The sequence below is a fragment of the Mycolicibacterium austroafricanum genome, from assembly GCF_000612725.1.
GTDB lineage: Bacteria > Actinomycetota > Actinomycetes > Mycobacteriales > Mycobacteriaceae > Mycobacterium > Mycobacterium austroafricanum.
In genome coordinates this window covers 422,106-436,479 of record NZ_HG964453.1, presented here as the reverse complement: position 1 = coordinate 436,479, position 14,374 = coordinate 422,106, and the positions used below count along the sequence as shown (strand labels likewise).

General features: G+C 66.8%; 14 protein-coding genes and 1 pseudogene. 6 read left to right on the top strand and 9 right to left on the bottom strand.

Annotated elements, in window-relative coordinates:
* Positions 1 to 10: 10 nt before the first annotated feature.
* From BN976_RS33800 to BN976_RS15860, 4 genes are all read right to left on the bottom strand, one after another.
* Positions 11 to 154 carry a hypothetical protein gene (locus BN976_RS33800; protein ID WP_158013709.1) on the bottom strand — a complete coding sequence of 48 codons (144 nt, stop codon included), beginning with the start codon at positions 152 to 154 and terminating at the stop codon, positions 11 to 13.
* A 104-nt stretch (positions 155 to 258) separates the two neighbouring features.
* Positions 259 to 1,083: an ATP-binding cassette domain-containing protein gene (locus BN976_RS15870; protein WP_011781166.1), complete on the bottom strand. Its 825-nt coding sequence runs from the start codon at positions 1,081 to 1,083 to the stop codon at positions 259 to 261.
* Positions 1,084 to 1,087: 4 nt separating this feature from the next.
* Complete coding sequence (locus tag BN976_RS15865) at positions 1,088 to 2,146, bottom strand: ABC transporter permease (protein ID WP_011781167.1); 1,059 nt, start codon at positions 2,144 to 2,146, stop codon at positions 1,088 to 1,090.
* Complete coding sequence (locus BN976_RS15860; protein ID WP_036371888.1) at positions 2,146 to 3,132, bottom strand: substrate-binding domain-containing protein; 987 nt, start codon at positions 3,130 to 3,132, stop codon at positions 2,146 to 2,148. Before BN976_RS15860 ends, BN976_RS15865 begins: the two co-directional genes overlap by 1 nt.
* A gap of 327 nt (positions 3,133 to 3,459) precedes the next feature.
* Between BN976_RS15860 and BN976_RS15855 the strand changes: the two genes are divergently transcribed.
* Positions 3,460 to 4,242, top strand: coding sequence for a TIM barrel protein (locus BN976_RS15855; protein WP_011781169.1), 783 nt, complete (start codon positions 3,460 to 3,462; stop codon positions 4,240 to 4,242).
* Between the two features lie 77 nt (positions 4,243 to 4,319).
* Here BN976_RS15855 and BN976_RS15850 read toward each other — a convergent pair whose 3' ends face one another.
* From BN976_RS15850 to BN976_RS15840, 3 genes are all read right to left on the bottom strand, one after another.
* A complete protein-coding gene (locus tag BN976_RS15850; RefSeq protein ID WP_011781170.1) occupies positions 4,320 to 5,075 on the bottom strand; it encodes a dihydrofolate reductase family protein in 756 nt (251 codons plus the stop codon).
* Positions 5,072 to 6,586 (bottom strand): DHA2 family efflux MFS transporter permease subunit, encoded by a 1,515-nt coding sequence (locus tag BN976_RS15845; protein WP_011781171.1) that lies wholly within the window; start codon positions 6,584 to 6,586, stop codon positions 5,072 to 5,074. Before BN976_RS15845 ends, BN976_RS15850 begins: the two co-directional genes overlap by 4 nt.
* A gap of 149 nt (positions 6,587 to 6,735) precedes the next feature.
* A complete protein-coding gene (locus BN976_RS15840) occupies positions 6,736 to 7,467 on the bottom strand; it encodes a GntR family transcriptional regulator (RefSeq protein ID WP_036371885.1) in 732 nt (243 codons plus the stop codon).
* A gap of 160 nt (positions 7,468 to 7,627) precedes the next feature.
* Between BN976_RS15840 and iolC the strand changes: the two genes are divergently transcribed.
* The 5 genes from iolC to BN976_RS15815 are packed head-to-tail and all read left to right on the top strand — an operon-like array spanning position 7,628 to position 13,337.
* Positions 7,628 to 8,596, top strand: a complete 969-nt coding sequence (gene iolC, locus BN976_RS15835; RefSeq protein ID WP_036371882.1) for a 5-dehydro-2-deoxygluconokinase — start codon at positions 7,628 to 7,630, stop codon at positions 8,594 to 8,596.
* Complete coding sequence (locus BN976_RS15830) at positions 8,589 to 9,473, top strand: Cgl0159 family (beta/alpha)8-fold protein (protein WP_036371880.1); 885 nt, start codon at positions 8,589 to 8,591, stop codon at positions 9,471 to 9,473. Before iolC ends, BN976_RS15830 begins: the two co-directional genes overlap by 8 nt.
* Positions 9,470 to 10,348, top strand: coding sequence for a 5-deoxy-glucuronate isomerase (iolB, locus tag BN976_RS15825; RefSeq protein WP_011781175.1), 879 nt, complete (start codon positions 9,470 to 9,472; stop codon positions 10,346 to 10,348). The genes BN976_RS15830 and iolB overlap by 4 nt, the downstream gene beginning before the upstream one ends.
* 2 nt (positions 10,349 to 10,350) lie before the next feature.
* The gene (gene iolD, locus BN976_RS15820; RefSeq protein WP_036372308.1) at positions 10,351 to 12,300 is read left to right on the top strand and encodes a 3D-(3,5/4)-trihydroxycyclohexane-1,2-dione acylhydrolase (decyclizing); all 1,950 of its coding nucleotides are present in this window, start codon (positions 10,351 to 10,353) and stop codon (positions 12,298 to 12,300) included.
* An 8-nt stretch (positions 12,301 to 12,308) separates the two neighbouring features.
* Entirely contained in the window at positions 12,309 to 13,337 is a 1,029-nt protein-coding gene (locus BN976_RS15815) for a Gfo/Idh/MocA family protein (RefSeq protein WP_011781177.1), read from the top strand.
* A gap of 57 nt (positions 13,338 to 13,394) precedes the next feature.
* On the opposite strand, the gene trxA is transcribed toward BN976_RS15815, so the two are convergent.
* Complete coding sequence (trxA, locus tag BN976_RS15810; RefSeq protein ID WP_036371877.1) at positions 13,395 to 13,772, bottom strand: thioredoxin; 378 nt, start codon at positions 13,770 to 13,772, stop codon at positions 13,395 to 13,397.
* 34 nt (positions 13,773 to 13,806) lie between these two features.
* Positions 13,807 to 14,374 (bottom strand): annotated as a pseudogene (locus BN976_RS15805) (pyridine nucleotide-disulfide oxidoreductase); the annotation flags it as partial.

The following is a 14,374-nucleotide window of genomic DNA, read 5'->3' as shown; positions in this document are numbered from 1 at the left end:
GGACCACCCGTCAGTCGCGGCGTTCGACGTCCACATCCCGCCGCTCGTGCCAACGAAGACGCAGCAACAGAAGCCCGCGGTGCGCCCGCCATCCCGCCGACAGCGGGTCACGCCAGGCCGGCGCGTGCACCCGGGGTTCGCGATCACTGTCCATGACCCCATTGTGCCGCCCGTGTTCGCCCTGGGCCCGTCGACGTGAACAGCGACACCATGTCGAGACCATGAACGTTGCGTAAGCGCCGGTCCGCGCCGCCCTGGTCAGCTCTTGGCCGCGCGCAACTCGTGCGTCAGCGCCTCGAGTTCGTCGCCGCCGGCCATCTCCTGGGTGAGGTGCTCCAGCGTGATGTCGTCGTAGGTGCAGTCGAGCTTCTGCCTGCCGCGGTTGAGCAGGACGAAGTGGTCGCCGACCAGATGCGCGTGGTGCGGGTTGTGGGTGATGAACACGACTCCGAAGCCGGCCTCCTTGGCCGCGGTGATGTACTTGAGCACCACCCCGGACTGTTTGACGCCCAGCGCCGCCGTCGGTTCGTCGAGGATCAGCACCCGCGCCCCGAAGAACACCGCCCGCGCGATCGCCACACACTGCTTCTGACCGCCCGACAGCGAGCCGATCGGAACGTCGACATCGGGCAGGTCGATGCCCATCTTGGACAGTTCGGTCAACGTGGTGGCCCGCATCGCGTCGGCGTCCAACGAGAACGGAAACGACTTCTTGCGCAGCTCCTGACCGAGGAAGAAATTGCGCCACACCGGCATCAGCGGCACGACCGCCAGGTTCTGGTACACCGTCGCGATGCCCTTGCCCAACGCCTCCGCCGGGGAGGCGAACTTGGTCGGTTCGCCGTCGACGAGCAGCTGCCCCTCGGTCTGCTGATGCAGCCCGGCGATGATCTTGATCAGAGTGGACTTGCCCGCACCGTTGTCGCCGAGGATGCCGGTGACCTCGCCGGCGTGCACCCGCAGGCAGATGTCCTTGAGCGCCGTGATGTTGCCGTAGGACTTGCCGACGTTCTTCAACTCGACCAGAGGCACCTTGCCTCCGGCTTGCGCGTCGCTGCTGGGCTTTTCGACAGAGATTGTCATCGGATCACTTCTTTGCTGCATAGGAGCGGAAGGCGTTGTTGGCGATCACCGCGAACAGCAGCATCGCGCCCAGGAAGAACTTGAACCAGTCGGGGTCCCAGCCTGCGTACACGATGCCCTGGTTGGTCATGCCGAAGATGAAGGCACCGATGGCCGCCCCGACCGCGGTGCCGTAGCCACCGGTCAGCAGGCACCCGCCGATGACCGCGGCGATGATGTAGAAGAACTCGTTGCCGATGCCCTGACCGGACTGCACGGTGTTGAACGCGAACAGCAGATGCATGCCGACGAACCAGGCGCAGAAGCCGACGAACATGAATAGGCCGATCTTGACCTTGGTCACCGGAACACCTACGGCGCGAGCACTGTCGGCGTCGCCGCCCACGGCGAAGATCCAGTTGCCGATCTTGGTCTTGAACAGCACCCACGTCGCGATCGCGGTGAACACCAGCCACCACACCACGGTGATGCGGATGCTGACCCCGAACAGGGTGAATGACGAGGCGAACACCTTCTGGGCCGAGTCCCACCCCTGCATGTCGCTGACGCTCTGGGTGGCCACCTGGCCGGCGACCAGCTTGGTGACGGCCAGGTTGATGCCCGCGAGCATGAAGAACGTGCTCAACGTGATCAAGAAGCTGGGGATCTTGGTCCTCATCACGAGAAAGCCGTTGAAGAAGCCGACCGTCAGCGACAGGATCAGCGCCAGCAGCGCGCCCACCCACAGGTTGAGGTGCAGGTTGTAGGCGAGCATCGAGGCGGCCAGCGAGCTGAAGGTCACCGCAACACCGGCCGACAGGTCGAACTCGCCGCCGATCATCAGCACCGCGACTCCACACGCCATGATGCCGATCGTCGAGCTGGCGTACAGCACGGTGGCCAGCGACGAGGCCTCCCGGAACGGGGCCGCTACGACCAGAAAGAAGACGAAGATTCCGATCGCGCCGATGCCTGCGCCCATCTCGGGCCGGATCAGCAGGCGCTGCAGCCGGTTTCGTTCCTTGACGCGTTCGTCCCGCACCACCTTGTGGGCGGCGACGTCCAGATCTGCGTGGGTGGACACTAGCGGGTGCCGCCCTTGGCGTACTCGGCCACTGCGTCGATGTTCGACTTGTCGATGAACGCCGGGCCGGTGAGCGTCGGCTGTCCACCACCGATCACGTTGCCGTTGCTCAGGTACAGCCACAACGAGTCGACCGCGAGGTAGCCCTGCAGATAGGGCTGCTGGTCCACCGCCCACTGCACGTCACCATTCTGGATCGCCTCGACCAGTGCGGCATTGGTGTCGAAGGTGCCGATCTTGGCGCTGCTTCCGGCGTTCTTGGCCGATTGCACGGCGGTCAGTGCGAACGGAGCACCGAGCGTGACGACGTAGTCGATGCTCGGGTCCTGCTGCAACTTGGCGGTGATCGTCGATTCCACCGACGGCATGTCCTTGCCGTTGACGTTGAGGATCTCGGTCGCCGGGAACGCCTCCTTGACTCCGGCGCAGCGCGCCTCAAGATCGACGTGGCCCTGCTCCTGGATGACGCAGATGGATTTCGTGGCGCCTTCGGCGCGCAGCCGGTCGCCCACGCCCTGGCCGGCGATGCGCCCGTCCTGGCCGAAGTACTCCTTGACGCCCATCGCCTTCCAGGAATCCATGCCCGCGTTGAAGGCCACCACCGGAATGCCTTTGGACTCAGCGGATTTCACTGCGGCCTGCATGGCGTCCGGCTTGGCCAGCGTGACGGCGATGCCGTCGACGTTGCTGTCGATCGCGGACTGCACCAGGTTCGCCTGGTTGGGCGCCTCCGGGTCGTTCGAGTAGCGCAGCTCGATGTTGTCCTTCTTCGCCGCCGCTTCAGCGCCCTTGCGGACAAGGTCCCAGAACGAATCGCCGGGCACCTCGTGAGTGATCATCGCGATCGTCATGCGGGGCGTGTCGACGGTCCCCCCGCCTCCACCATCGCCGGACTGCTCAGGCGCGCCCCCGGTGGACGAGCACGACACGATCCCCATGGCCAGAACGCCCGCCCCGGCGAAGGCCGCGAGTCGCTTGAACGTCATTGCATCTCCTTGTCCTCGGGACTGTCGCGCCGCCCGCACTGACCGCTGCTCGGTGTGTGCCGGGCGGCACGCCTCACAGGTGATGTAATACGCCTCACATCGGAAAGTCAAGACTTTGTCCTGACATTAGGACCGCATGTCATATACTGCGTTTCGTCCTTGCAGGTCAGGGCGCCGAGGTGCGTCGTGGCGACAACGTTCCAGTTTCCTACGCACAGATGCGGAGCCCGACATGCTTTCAGCGTCGCCTTCCGGACTCGTCGAAAACGGCCGGTTCTCAGCGCCGCTCGGATTTTCGGCACCGGCGACCACGGACAGGGCTGTGCGGTGAGCTTCCAGCTGGCGGTCTGCGCGGAGATGGTGTTCACCGATCTGCCGATCCTCGACCGGGTCCGCCGGATCGACGAGCTCGGCTTCGCCGCCGAGATCTGGAGCTGGCACGACAAGGACCTGGCCGCGCTGGCCACGACGGGCGCCACCTTCACGTCGATGACCGGCTACCTGCACGGCGACCTGATCGACCCCGCGACCTGCGACGAGGTCGTGCGGACCGCGGAGCGCAGCATCAGAGCGGCCGAGACGCTCGGTGTCACACGACTGAATCTGCACACCGCCGAGCTGGTCGACGGCCGGGCCGCCCGACCCCGACAGCGCAGCACCGGCCAGATGTGGTTGACGGCGGCACGCACGTTGGAGCGCGTCGGTGAGCTCGGCGCCGCGTCCGGCGTGACGTTCTGCGTCGAGAACCTCAACACGATCGTCGACCATCCAGGGGTGCCGCTGGCCCGCGCCAAGGACACGCTGGCCCTTGTGGAAGGCGTCGGCCACCCGAACGTCAAGATGATGCTCGACCTCTATCACGCCCAGATCGGCGAGGGGAACCTGATCGAACTGATCCACCGCTGCAAAGACGCGATCGGTGAGATCCAGGTGGCCGATGTGCCCGGCCGCTGCGAGCCGGGCACAGGTGAGATCAACTATCAGGCGATCGCAAACGCTCTGCGCGACATCGGATTCGACGGCACCATCGGAATGGAGGCGTGGGCATCCAACGCCGGGGTGGCGGGAAGTGAGGCCGCACTGGCGGCGTTCCGGACCGCGTTCGCATAACCCGCCGAAATTGCATTCCGGCAGCGTTTTTGCGAGTGGCGGCCTGCTGGAATGCAATTTCGGCGGATCAGATGACGTCAGGTTCGGGCCCACCGAACGATGACGGTTCCGTCACCGCCGACCAGGATGCCTCTGCGCTCCATGCTGATCTCGACGTGGCTGGCGGAGTCGACGATTCGGCGCGCGGGCCCGGCGACCATCTTCGGACTTGTCGTCAGACACAATTCGTCGATCTCGTTGTCCGATACCAGCTGTGAGAACAACGTGGGACCGCCTTCGACGAGCACCCGGTGCAAGCCCAATCCCCCGAGCGCGTCCCGTATCGCAGCAGAGGTCACCAGCCTCCCGTCGAATTCCTTCACCCTGGCCCCCGACTGGTCGACCGCGCGCCGCGCCGCAGCGGACGCGCCCGCCGACATCAGCACCACCGGAGGCACCGTCGCGTTGTTCAGCAGATGCGGCGGCACGACGCCGCGACTGGACACCACTGCCACCGGCAGCTCCGGCGCAAGACCATGCGACATTCGCCAAACTCGCGCGTCCTCGCTCATTTGGATGTCCACATAGGGTTTGGCGGTCGCCGTCGCGGCACCGACAAGGACCACGTCGGCGACTTCACGCAACCGGGCGAACACCCGACGGTCGGTGTCTGTTCCCAGCCTCCGCCCGGAACCCTCCAGCGTCACTGCCCCGTCGATGCTCGCGATGAAGTTTGCTCGAAGCCACGGACGCTGCAGACCGTCGGGGTAGGCGAACAGGTCGCGCAGCGATTCGTCGCTGAGCGCCGACGCCTCCTGCACGGCCGAATGTGGGGTCCCGGCAACGGCGGTCACGACGACACGCTCGCGTCTCCCCACGGCCGCAGGCTCAGCGGAGCGGCGCGGGCCGTAGCGTCACCGCCGACCAGGAACAGCGCGGTCAGCACGCCCATCGCGGCGGCAGCCGCAGGCAACAGCATCGACTGCGCCATCGCGCCGGCGAACGGGTCTTTGAGGGAGTCAACCAGCGGCGCCAGCGTCTCATGGCGCGCGCCGGCCTCTTCGGCGTGCTCGTCGCCGAGCAGCACCGCCATCAGCGCGGCGATGCCGGCGCTGCTGAGCGCCGCCCCGACATGCCGGGCGGTGTTGCAGACGGCCGAGCCGGCACCGGCCAGCTCCGAGGTCAGACCGCGGGTGGCGATGGCCGACAACGGTTCCCATGTGAACGCTCCGGCGGCTCCCACCATCGTCAGCGGTAACGCCAGCCGCCACGCGGGCGTGTCCGGCGTCATCTCCACAGCCAGCCAGATCAACCCGGCGGTGAGAAGGCCGAAGCCGAAACCGACGACGGGCCGTGGGTGGGCGCGGTCGACGATCCTGCCGACGACCGGCGCCAGAACCGCGGTGGCGACGGCCATCGGCGCGGTCAGCAGCGCCGCATGAACCGGCGACAGCCCGCACACTTCCTGCAGGTAGATCATCAGGGGGACGCCGAATGAGACGAATACGAAACTGACCAGAGCGATCCCTGCGGTGGACAGGACGAAGTTGCGGTGCGACATCAGGCTCATCGGAATGAGGGGCTCATCCGCATGCACGGTCTGCCATCGCAGAAACGCGGTAATGGAGACGAGTCCGCCGGCGATCGCGACCCAGATCCACCAAGACCACCGTTCGTGCTGACCCTCCTGCAGTCCGAGCACGATCAGGCAGATGCCCGCCCCGGAGAGCAGCGCACCGACCACGTCGATGCGAACAGGCCGGCCCGGGAGGTTTGGAACCAGCCGCACGGCCAGCGCAATTCCGATGGCGCCGATGGGAGCGTTGACGAAGAAGATCCACTGCCAACCCAGGCCGGCCAGGAGCACACCCCCGATCAGCGGGCCGGCGAGCATACCCACCCCGGCGGTGGCGCCCCAGACGCTCATCGCCATGCCGTGTCGCTGGGGCGGGAAGGTACGGGTGATCGTGGACATGATCTGCGGAGTCAGCAGAGCGGCCCCGACGCCCTGGGCGACACGTGCGGCGATCAGCATGCCCACGGAGGTCGACAGGCCGCACCACACCGACGCCGCGGCGAAGAGTGTCAGCCCGACCAGATAGACGGGCTTGGACCCGAACCGGTCGCCGAGCCGTCCGCCGATCAACAGGAATGCGGCGAAGGCGAGCAGGTAGCCGCTGGTCACCCAGATGACGGAGTGGTATTCGACGTCGAAGTCGTTCTTCAACACCGGGTTGGCCACCGCGATGACGGTCGAGTCGACCACGATGAGGAAGAAGCCGACCATCATCACCCACAGCGCCCGGAAGGGGTGATCATCCGTCGGTTCGGCGGCGATCGCGTCATGAGGCCGGTGTTGCGACATCACGCCCCCTCGACATACCACGTAAAGCAGCCGGAGAAAAGGTTGTCACATATACCGTGCGCTGGTGGTGCAATCGGCGCCGAAATCGCATTCCGGCAGCACTTTTGCGAGTAGCTGCCTGCTGGAATGCAATTTCGGCGGTGGGTGGGTCAGCGGTCGACGAGCGTGGTGTCGAAGTAGTAGCGCGACGCGCGGTAGCAGTGATTGCCGAATTCCACGGCGGCACCGGAGTCGTCGAAAGCGGTGCGCGCCATGGTCAGCAACGGCGCGTTGGGTTTCTCGTCGAGCAGTGAGGCCTCGGCGCGTGTCGCGCTGCGGGCGCCGATGCGCTGGCGGGCCAGTCGGATGTGCACTCCGCGGGCGCGCAGCGACTGGTAGAGGCCGTTGCTCTCCAACTCCTCGGCGTCGGGCGCGATCTCGGCAGGCAGGTAGTTGGTCATCAGGGCCAGCGGTTCGCCGTTGGCGCAACGTAATCGCCGGATGGAGGCCACGTCGCGCCCTTCTGCGAGGTTGAGCTCGCGGGCCACCTCCTCGTCGGGAGGGCCGACGTGATACTCGAGCAACCGGGTGGTGGGCTCCTGGCCGGCGCGGGCCAGATCGTCGAAGAGGCTGGTCAGCTCCACGCGTCGGTGCACCGGATTCTGCACCACCTGCGTGCCGACCCCCCGCTTACGCACCAGCAGGCCCTTGTCGACGAGTTCCTGGATGGCACGCCGCGTGGTCGGCCGAGACAGCGTCAACCGCTTTGCCAGAGCGAGTTCGTTCTCGAACCGATCACCGGGTGCGAGTTCACCATCCCTGATCGCGGCCTCGATCGCCTGTGCCAGCTGGTAGTACAGGGGAACCGGGCTTGACCTGTCGAGCTCCACTGTCAGAGGCACATCGGCTCCGTTCTCGCGTTGGGCCTGTCGAAAATTAGCCGAATCCTAACATCGGATTGAGATAAAGATAGAATGTCAGGACAAAGTCTTGACATGGCGCCGTGACCAGGGGCACAGTCTTACTCAGCCACCCACACCTATTTCGTCGGAGTGACTCGTGATGACCAATCAGCCATACGACGTGCTCGCCATCGGGCGCAGCGGCGTCGACGTCTACCCACTTCAGATCGGTGTCGGCCTGGAGGACGTCGAGACGTTCGGAAAGTTCCTGGGCGGCAGCGCCGCCAACGTCGCGGTCGCCGCCGCGCGTCTCGGGCACCGCTCGGCACTGATCTCCGGGGTCGGCGACGATCCGTTCGGCCGGTACGTCCACGCCGAACTCGCCCGCCTCGACGTCGACAACCGCTTCGTCGCCACCCACCCCGAGTTCCCGACGCCGGTGACGTTCTGCGAGATCTTCCCTCCGGACGATTTCCCGCTGTACTTCTACCGCAAGCCCAGCGCACCGGATCTGCAGATCAAGCCCGAGGAGATCGACGCCGAGGCGGTGCACTCCGCACGGCTGTTCTGGGCGACGGTCACCGGGCTGTCCGAAGAGCCCAGCCGCAGTGCACATTTCGCAGCGTGGGGGGCGCGCGAGCGTAAGCCGTTGACCGTGCTGGATCTGGACTACCGGCCGATGTTCTGGGACTCCCCCGCCGCCGCGACCGAGCAGGTGCAGAAGGCACTGGCACACGTCACGGTCGCGGTCGGCAACCGCGAGGAGTGCGAGATCGCCGTCGGCCAGTCCAACCCGCACAAAGCGGCCGACGCGCTGCTCGACCTCGGGGTGGAGCTCGCGATCGTCAAGCAGGGGCCGCGGGGCGTGCTGGGCAAGACCCGTCACTCGTCGGTCACCGTGCCGCCCAACGAGGTTGACGTCGTCAACGGCCTGGGAGCCGGTGATGCGTTCGGGGGCAGCCTGTGTCACGGCCTGCTCCAAGGATGGCCGCTGGAGAAGACGCTGCGCTACGCCAACGCCGCCGGCGCGATCGTGGCCGGCCGGCTGGAGTGCTCGACCGCTATGCCGACCGCCGCGGAGGTCGCCGCACTGGCCGAGCAGACCGCCGCGGAGGCCGTCAATGTCTGACACCGCCGTGTGCGCGGACTACGCCTCGCTCACCGAGGTCCGGGCGACGGACCCGGGCGCCGTCGCCCGCGCGTGGGCGCAACGCACCACCCGGCCGACGTTGCGCGGCAACGGAAGACTGATGATCGTCGCCGCCGACCACCCGGCGCGCGGAGCCCTCGCCGTCGGCGGGCGGCCCACCGCGATGAACAGCCGCACCGATCTGCTGGACCGGCTGCAGGCAGCCCTGGCCGATCCCGGTGTGGACGGGGTGCTGGCCACCTCCGACATTCTCGACGACCTGCTGCTGCTGGGCGCTCTCGAGGACAAGGTGGTGTTCTCGTCGTTCAACCGCGGCGGCCTGGCCGGTTCGTCGTTCGAACTCGACGACCGCATGACCGGTGCCACCGCGGCATCGACCGCCGCGGCCAGGATGAACGGCGGAAAGATGCTGTGCCGCATCGACCTCGACGATCCCGGCACGGTGTCCACACTGGCCGCGTGCGCCCAGGCTGTCGATGAGCTCGCCGCGCACGGGTTGATCGCGATGCTGGAGCCGTTCATGTCCATGCGGGTCGACGGCAAGGTCCGCAACGACCTGACCCCCGACGCGGTGATCAAGTCGGTGCACATCGGGCAGGGCCTCGGCTCCACGTCGGCGTACACCTGGATGAAGCTGCCCGTCGTCGACGAGATGGAACGCGTGATGGAGTCCACCACCATGCCGACCCTGCTGCTCGGTGGTGACCCCACCGACCCCGAGGAAGCGTTCTCCAGTTGGGAGAAGGCCCTGTCGCTGCCGTCGGTACGCGGCCTGATCGTCGGCCGCACCCTGCTCTACCCGCCCGACGACGACGTCAGCTCGGCCGTCGCGACCGCCGTGGCGATGGTCCGATGAGGTCGAAGCTGTACATCCCCGCAGGGAGCGCGGCCGCCCCGTTCACGGTGGCGATCACCCCCGAGGACGCCGGTTGGGCCGAATCCTCGCTACACGTCCTCGATCTCGGTACCGAAGGTTCGGTCGCGCTGGAGACCGGCGACACCGAGGTGATGATTCTGCCGCTGGCCGGCGGGGGAACCGTGGAATGCCACGGGGAGGTCTTCGAATTGTCGCCCCGCGCTTCGGTTTTCGATGGCCCCGCGGACATGGTGTACGTGGGTATCGACCAGGACTACACGGTGTCGGGCCGGGGCCGGATCGCGATCTGCGGAGCCCGGGCGACGACGTCGTTCCCGAACCGCCGGGTGGCCGCCGCCGACGTGGCGGTCGAACTGCGCGGGGCGGGCAACTGCAGCCGTCAGGTGCACAACTTCGGCACGGCCACCGCGTTCGAGGCGGACTCGCTGATCGCGTGCGAGGTGATCACCCCCGGCGGCAACTGGTCGAGCTACCCCGCGCACAAGCACGACGAGAACACCGAGGTCGAGACCCAACTCGAAGAGATCTACTACTTCGAGATCGACGACAGTCCAGCGGGCACACCAGGATTCGGCTACCACCGGGTGTACGGAACGCCCGAGCGTCCGATCGAGGTGCTCGAAGAGGTCCGTTCGGGCGATGTCGTGCTGGTCCCCCATGGATATCACGGACCGTCCATCGCGGCGCCAGGCCACCACATGTACTACCTGAACGTGATGGCCGGGTCCGGTCCGACCCGCGCCTGGTTGATCTGTGACGACCCCAATCACACCTGGCTGCGCGGCAGCTGGGAGCACCAGGAGATCGACCCCCGCCTCCCGTTCAGCCCATCCTCTGCCACCAAAGGAGAGTGACCGTGGTTTCCACCGCGCCGAAGTCGGCCGAGAAGTTCGCCGACAACGAGCCGACCGTCCGGCTCACCGTCGCCCAGGCGACCGTGCGGTTCCTGGCCAACCAGTACGTCGAACACGACGGCGAGCGCCACAAGTTCTTCGCCGGATGTCTGGGCATCTTCGGCCACGGCAACGTCGCGGGCATCGGCCAGGCGCTGCTGCAGGACGACCTGGAGGCCTATGAGGCCGGCACGGAACCCGGCCTGCGGTACGTGCTGGGCCGCAACGAACAGGCCATGGTGCACACCGCGGTCGCCTACGCCCGGCAGAAGGACCGCACCCAGGCGTGGGCGGTGACCGCCAGCGTCGGACCCGGCGCGACGAACATGCTGACCGGCGCGGCGCTGGCGACCATCAACCGGCTGCCGGTGTTGCTGCTTCCCTCAGACACATTCGCGACCCGGGTGAGTTCACCGGTGCTGCAGGAGCTGGAGTTGCCGTCGTCCGGCGACGTCACCGTCAATGATGCGTTCAAACCGCTGTCGCGGTACTTCGACCGGGTGTGGCGACCCGAGCAGCTGCCGGCAGCCCTGCTCGGGGCCATGCGGGTGCTGACCGATCCCGTCGAGACCGGCGCAGCGACGGTGGCGCTCCCCCAGGACGTGCAGGCCGAGGCATTCGACTGGCCGGTCTCGTTGTTCGCCGAGCGGACCTGGCACATCGCCCGGCCGCTGCCCGAGCGGGCGGTGATCGCCAAGGCCGCCGAGGTCATCCGGTCGGCGGCCAAGCCGCTGATCGTGGCCGGCGGTGGTGTCATCTACTCCGGCGCCAGTGAGGCTCTGGCCGCGCTGGCCTCGAGCACCGGAATCCCGGTGTGCGAGAGCCAGGCCGGGAAGGGTTCGCTGCTGCACGACGACCCGCGCTCGGTCGGGGCGGTCGGTTCGACCGGAACGACGGCCGCCAACGCGCTGGCCGCCGAGGCCGATGTCGTGATCGGGATCGGCACCCGCTACAGCGATTTCACGTCGGCCTCGCGTACCGCGTTCAACAACCCGGACGTCCGGTTCGTCAACATCAATGTGGCATCCCTGGATTCGGTGAAGCACGGCGGCATCAGCGTCGTCTCCGACGCCAGGGAGGCGCTGGAGGTGCTCACCGGACTGCTCGACGACTACTCGGTCAGCGACGACTACGCCACGCGCGTAAACGAACTGATGTCCGAGTGGAACGACACCGTGTCGGAGTCCTACCGCACCCAGGACGGCGCCGCATTGAACCAGAACCAGGTCATCGGCCTGGTCAACACACTGTCGGACCCCCGCGACGTCGTGGTGTGCGCGGCCGGCTCGATGCCGGGAGACCTGCACAAGCTGTGGCGGATGCGCGACCGCAAGGGCTACCACGTCGAGTACGGGTTCTCCTGCATGGGCTACGAGATCGCCGGCGGCATCGGCGTGCGGATGGCCGCCCCGGACCGCGACGTGTTCGTCATGGTCGGCGACGGCTCCTACCTGATGATGGCCACCGAACTCGTCACCGCCGTCCAGGAAGGCGTCAAGATCATCCCGGTGCTGGTGCAGAACCACGGCTTCGCTTCGATCGGAGGGCTGTCGGATTCCGTGGGCTCCCAACGGTTCGGCACCAGCTACCGGTACCGCAGCGACGACGGTCGGCTCGACGGCGACAAGCTGCCCGTCGATCTCGCGGCCAATGCGGCCAGCCTGGGCGCCGACGTTATTCGCGTCACGACCGCGGCCGAGTTCACCGACGCCGTCAAGGTCGCCAAGGCCAGTGACCGTACCACGGTCATCCACGTCGAGACCGACCCGATGATCTTCGCGCCGGACAGCCACTCCTGGTGGGACGTCCCGGTCAGCCAGGTATCCGCACTGGAGTCCACCCGGCAGGCCTATCAGCGGTACGCGGACTGGAAGAAAGTCCAACGGCCGCTGATCAATCCGTCCGACCGCTGAGGACCGGAATGTCTGAGCTTCGTGTGGCCGTGTTGGGTGTGGGCGTGATGGGCGCCGACCACGTCGCCCGGATCACCTCCCGGATCTCCGGGGCCCGGGTGTCGGTCGTCAACGACTACGTCACCGAGAAGGCCGAGCAGATCGCCTCGGAGGTCGACGGCTGTCGCGCGGTGGTCGATCCGCTGGATGCGATCGCCGATCCCGAGGTGGACGCGGTGGTGCTGGCCACTCCCGGCAGCACCCACGAGAAGCAGCTGCTGGCCTGCCTGGATCACAGAAAACCGGTGATGTGCGAGAAGCCGCTCACCACCGATGTTTTCACCTCACTGGAGATCGCCCGGAGGGAGGCGGAGCTCGAGTGCCCGCTGATCCAGGTCGGGTTCATGCGCCGGTTCGACGACGAGTACATGCGTCTCAAGGCACTGCTCGACGGCGGCGAACTCGGACAGCCCCTGGTGATGCACTGCGTGCACCGCAACCCGGGCGTGCCGTCGTACTTCGACAGTTCGCTGATCGTCAAGGACTCCCTGGTTCACGAGGTCGACGTGACGCGGTACCTGTTCGGCGAAGAGATCGCCAGCGTGCAGATCGTCAGACCCGTCTCGAATCCCGCTGCGCCAGAAGGGGTCATCGACCCGCAGATCGCGATCCTGCGCACCGTCTCCGGGCGGCACGTGGACGTGGAACTGTTCGTGACCACCGGTGTCGCCTATGAGGTCCGCACCGAGGTGGTCGGCGAACGCGGCAGCGCGATGATCGGCTTGGACGTCGGGCTCATCCGCAAGAGTGCACCCGGCACGTGGGGCGGTCTGATCGCCCCCGGCTTCCGGGAGCGCTTCGGCCGCGCGTACGACACCGAAATCCAGCGCTGGGTCGACGCGGTGCGGGCCGGCACCAACATCGACGGTCCGACCGCCTGGGACGGTTACGCCGCCGCGGCGGTGTGCGCCGCGGGCGTCGAATCACTCGAGTCGGGATTGCCCGTCCCGGTGCACCTTGCTGAACGACCTGACCGATCCACGATCAGGCCCCGTTGACCGAGACGGCTTCCAAGGATGGACGATGACGTTCGGCGAGCAGGCGTAAGGCGGTGTTTATCCGGTGTGTGCTTCTGATTTGCGTGCGGTGATTTTGGCGTGGACGTCGTTCATGTCGAGTGCTTTGACGCGGGTGATGAGGTCTTCGAGTGCGGCTGGGTGCATGGCGCCGGGTTGGCGGTAGACGAGTACGCCGTCGCGGAAGGCCATCACGGTGGGGATCGAGGTGATCTCCAGGGTGGCGGCCAGGTCGCGTTCGTGTTGGGTGTCGACTTTGGCGTGCACGACGTCGGGATGGGTTTGCGAGGACCGGTCGAAGACGGGGGCGAAGGCGCGGCACGGGCCGCACCAGGACGCCCAGAAGTCGACCAACACAATCGGATTGGTCCGGATGGTGGATTCGAAATCGTCGTAGGTCAGGCTGGTCGTGGCCATCGCTGTTGTCCTTTCGTGAGTGTGAGAGTTGCTGTCAGGCGAGGCCTTTGAGCATGAGGTTCCAGTACATGAACGGCAGCCCGTACTTTTTGAGGTACCAGTAGGCCCGGTGCGGCTTGGTCGGGTCCAGCAGCGGGAACGACGGTTCCAGGTTGAGGTCGTAGTCGAACTCGGCCAGCAGCATGTCGTGTGAGGACGTCACCAGCGGGCAGGACCCGTACCCGTTGTAGGACGCGGTCAGCGGCCGCCCGGCCAGATAGGCGTCGATGTTGTCGACGACCACCGGGGCTTGTTTGCGGATCGCGGCCCCGGTTTTGGAGTTCGGCGACGATCCGGCATCACCGAGGCTGAACACGTTGCGGTGACGTACGTGTTGCAGGGTGTGCTTGTCGATCTCGACGTAGCCGTTGGCGTCCCCGGTCGAGAGCGGGCTGGCCTTGATCCAGTCCGGCGCCGACTGCCGGGGTACGGCGTGCAACACGTCGTAGGGCAACACCGTCTCGGAGCCGCCGGCCTCGCCTACCGGGGTGAGGGCGACCTTGTGCGCGGCGGCGTCGATGCCGGTCACCTCGGCTCCTGTGTGCACGGTGATGCCGTAGCCG

Bases quoted from the DNA above. Each gene is read 5' to 3' on its own strand.
- BN976_RS33800 (WP_158013709.1), bottom strand. From the start codon at position 154: ATGGACAGTGATCGCGAACCCCGGGTGCACGCGCCGGCCTGGCGTGAC.
- BN976_RS15870 (WP_011781166.1), bottom strand. From the start codon at position 1,083: ATGACAATCTCTGTCGAAAAGCCCAGCAGCGACGCGCAAGCCGGAGGC.
- BN976_RS15860 (WP_036371888.1), bottom strand. From the start codon at position 3,132: ATGACGTTCAAGCGACTCGCGGCCTTCGCCGGGGCGGGCGTTCTGGCC.
- BN976_RS15845 (WP_011781171.1), bottom strand. From the start codon at position 6,586: ATGTCGCAACACCGGCCTCATGACGCGATCGCCGCCGAACCGACGGAT.
- iolC (WP_036371882.1), top strand. From the start codon at position 7,628: ATGACCAATCAGCCATACGACGTGCTCGCCATCGGGCGCAGCGGCGTC.
- BN976_RS15830 (WP_036371880.1), top strand. From the start codon at position 8,589: ATGTCTGACACCGCCGTGTGCGCGGACTACGCCTCGCTCACCGAGGTC.
- iolB (WP_011781175.1), top strand. From the start codon at position 9,470: ATGAGGTCGAAGCTGTACATCCCCGCAGGGAGCGCGGCCGCCCCGTTC.
- BN976_RS15815 (WP_011781177.1), top strand. From the start codon at position 12,309: ATGTCTGAGCTTCGTGTGGCCGTGTTGGGTGTGGGCGTGATGGGCGCC.
- trxA (WP_036371877.1), bottom strand. From the start codon at position 13,772: ATGGCCACGACCAGCCTGACCTACGACGATTTCGAATCCACCATCCGG.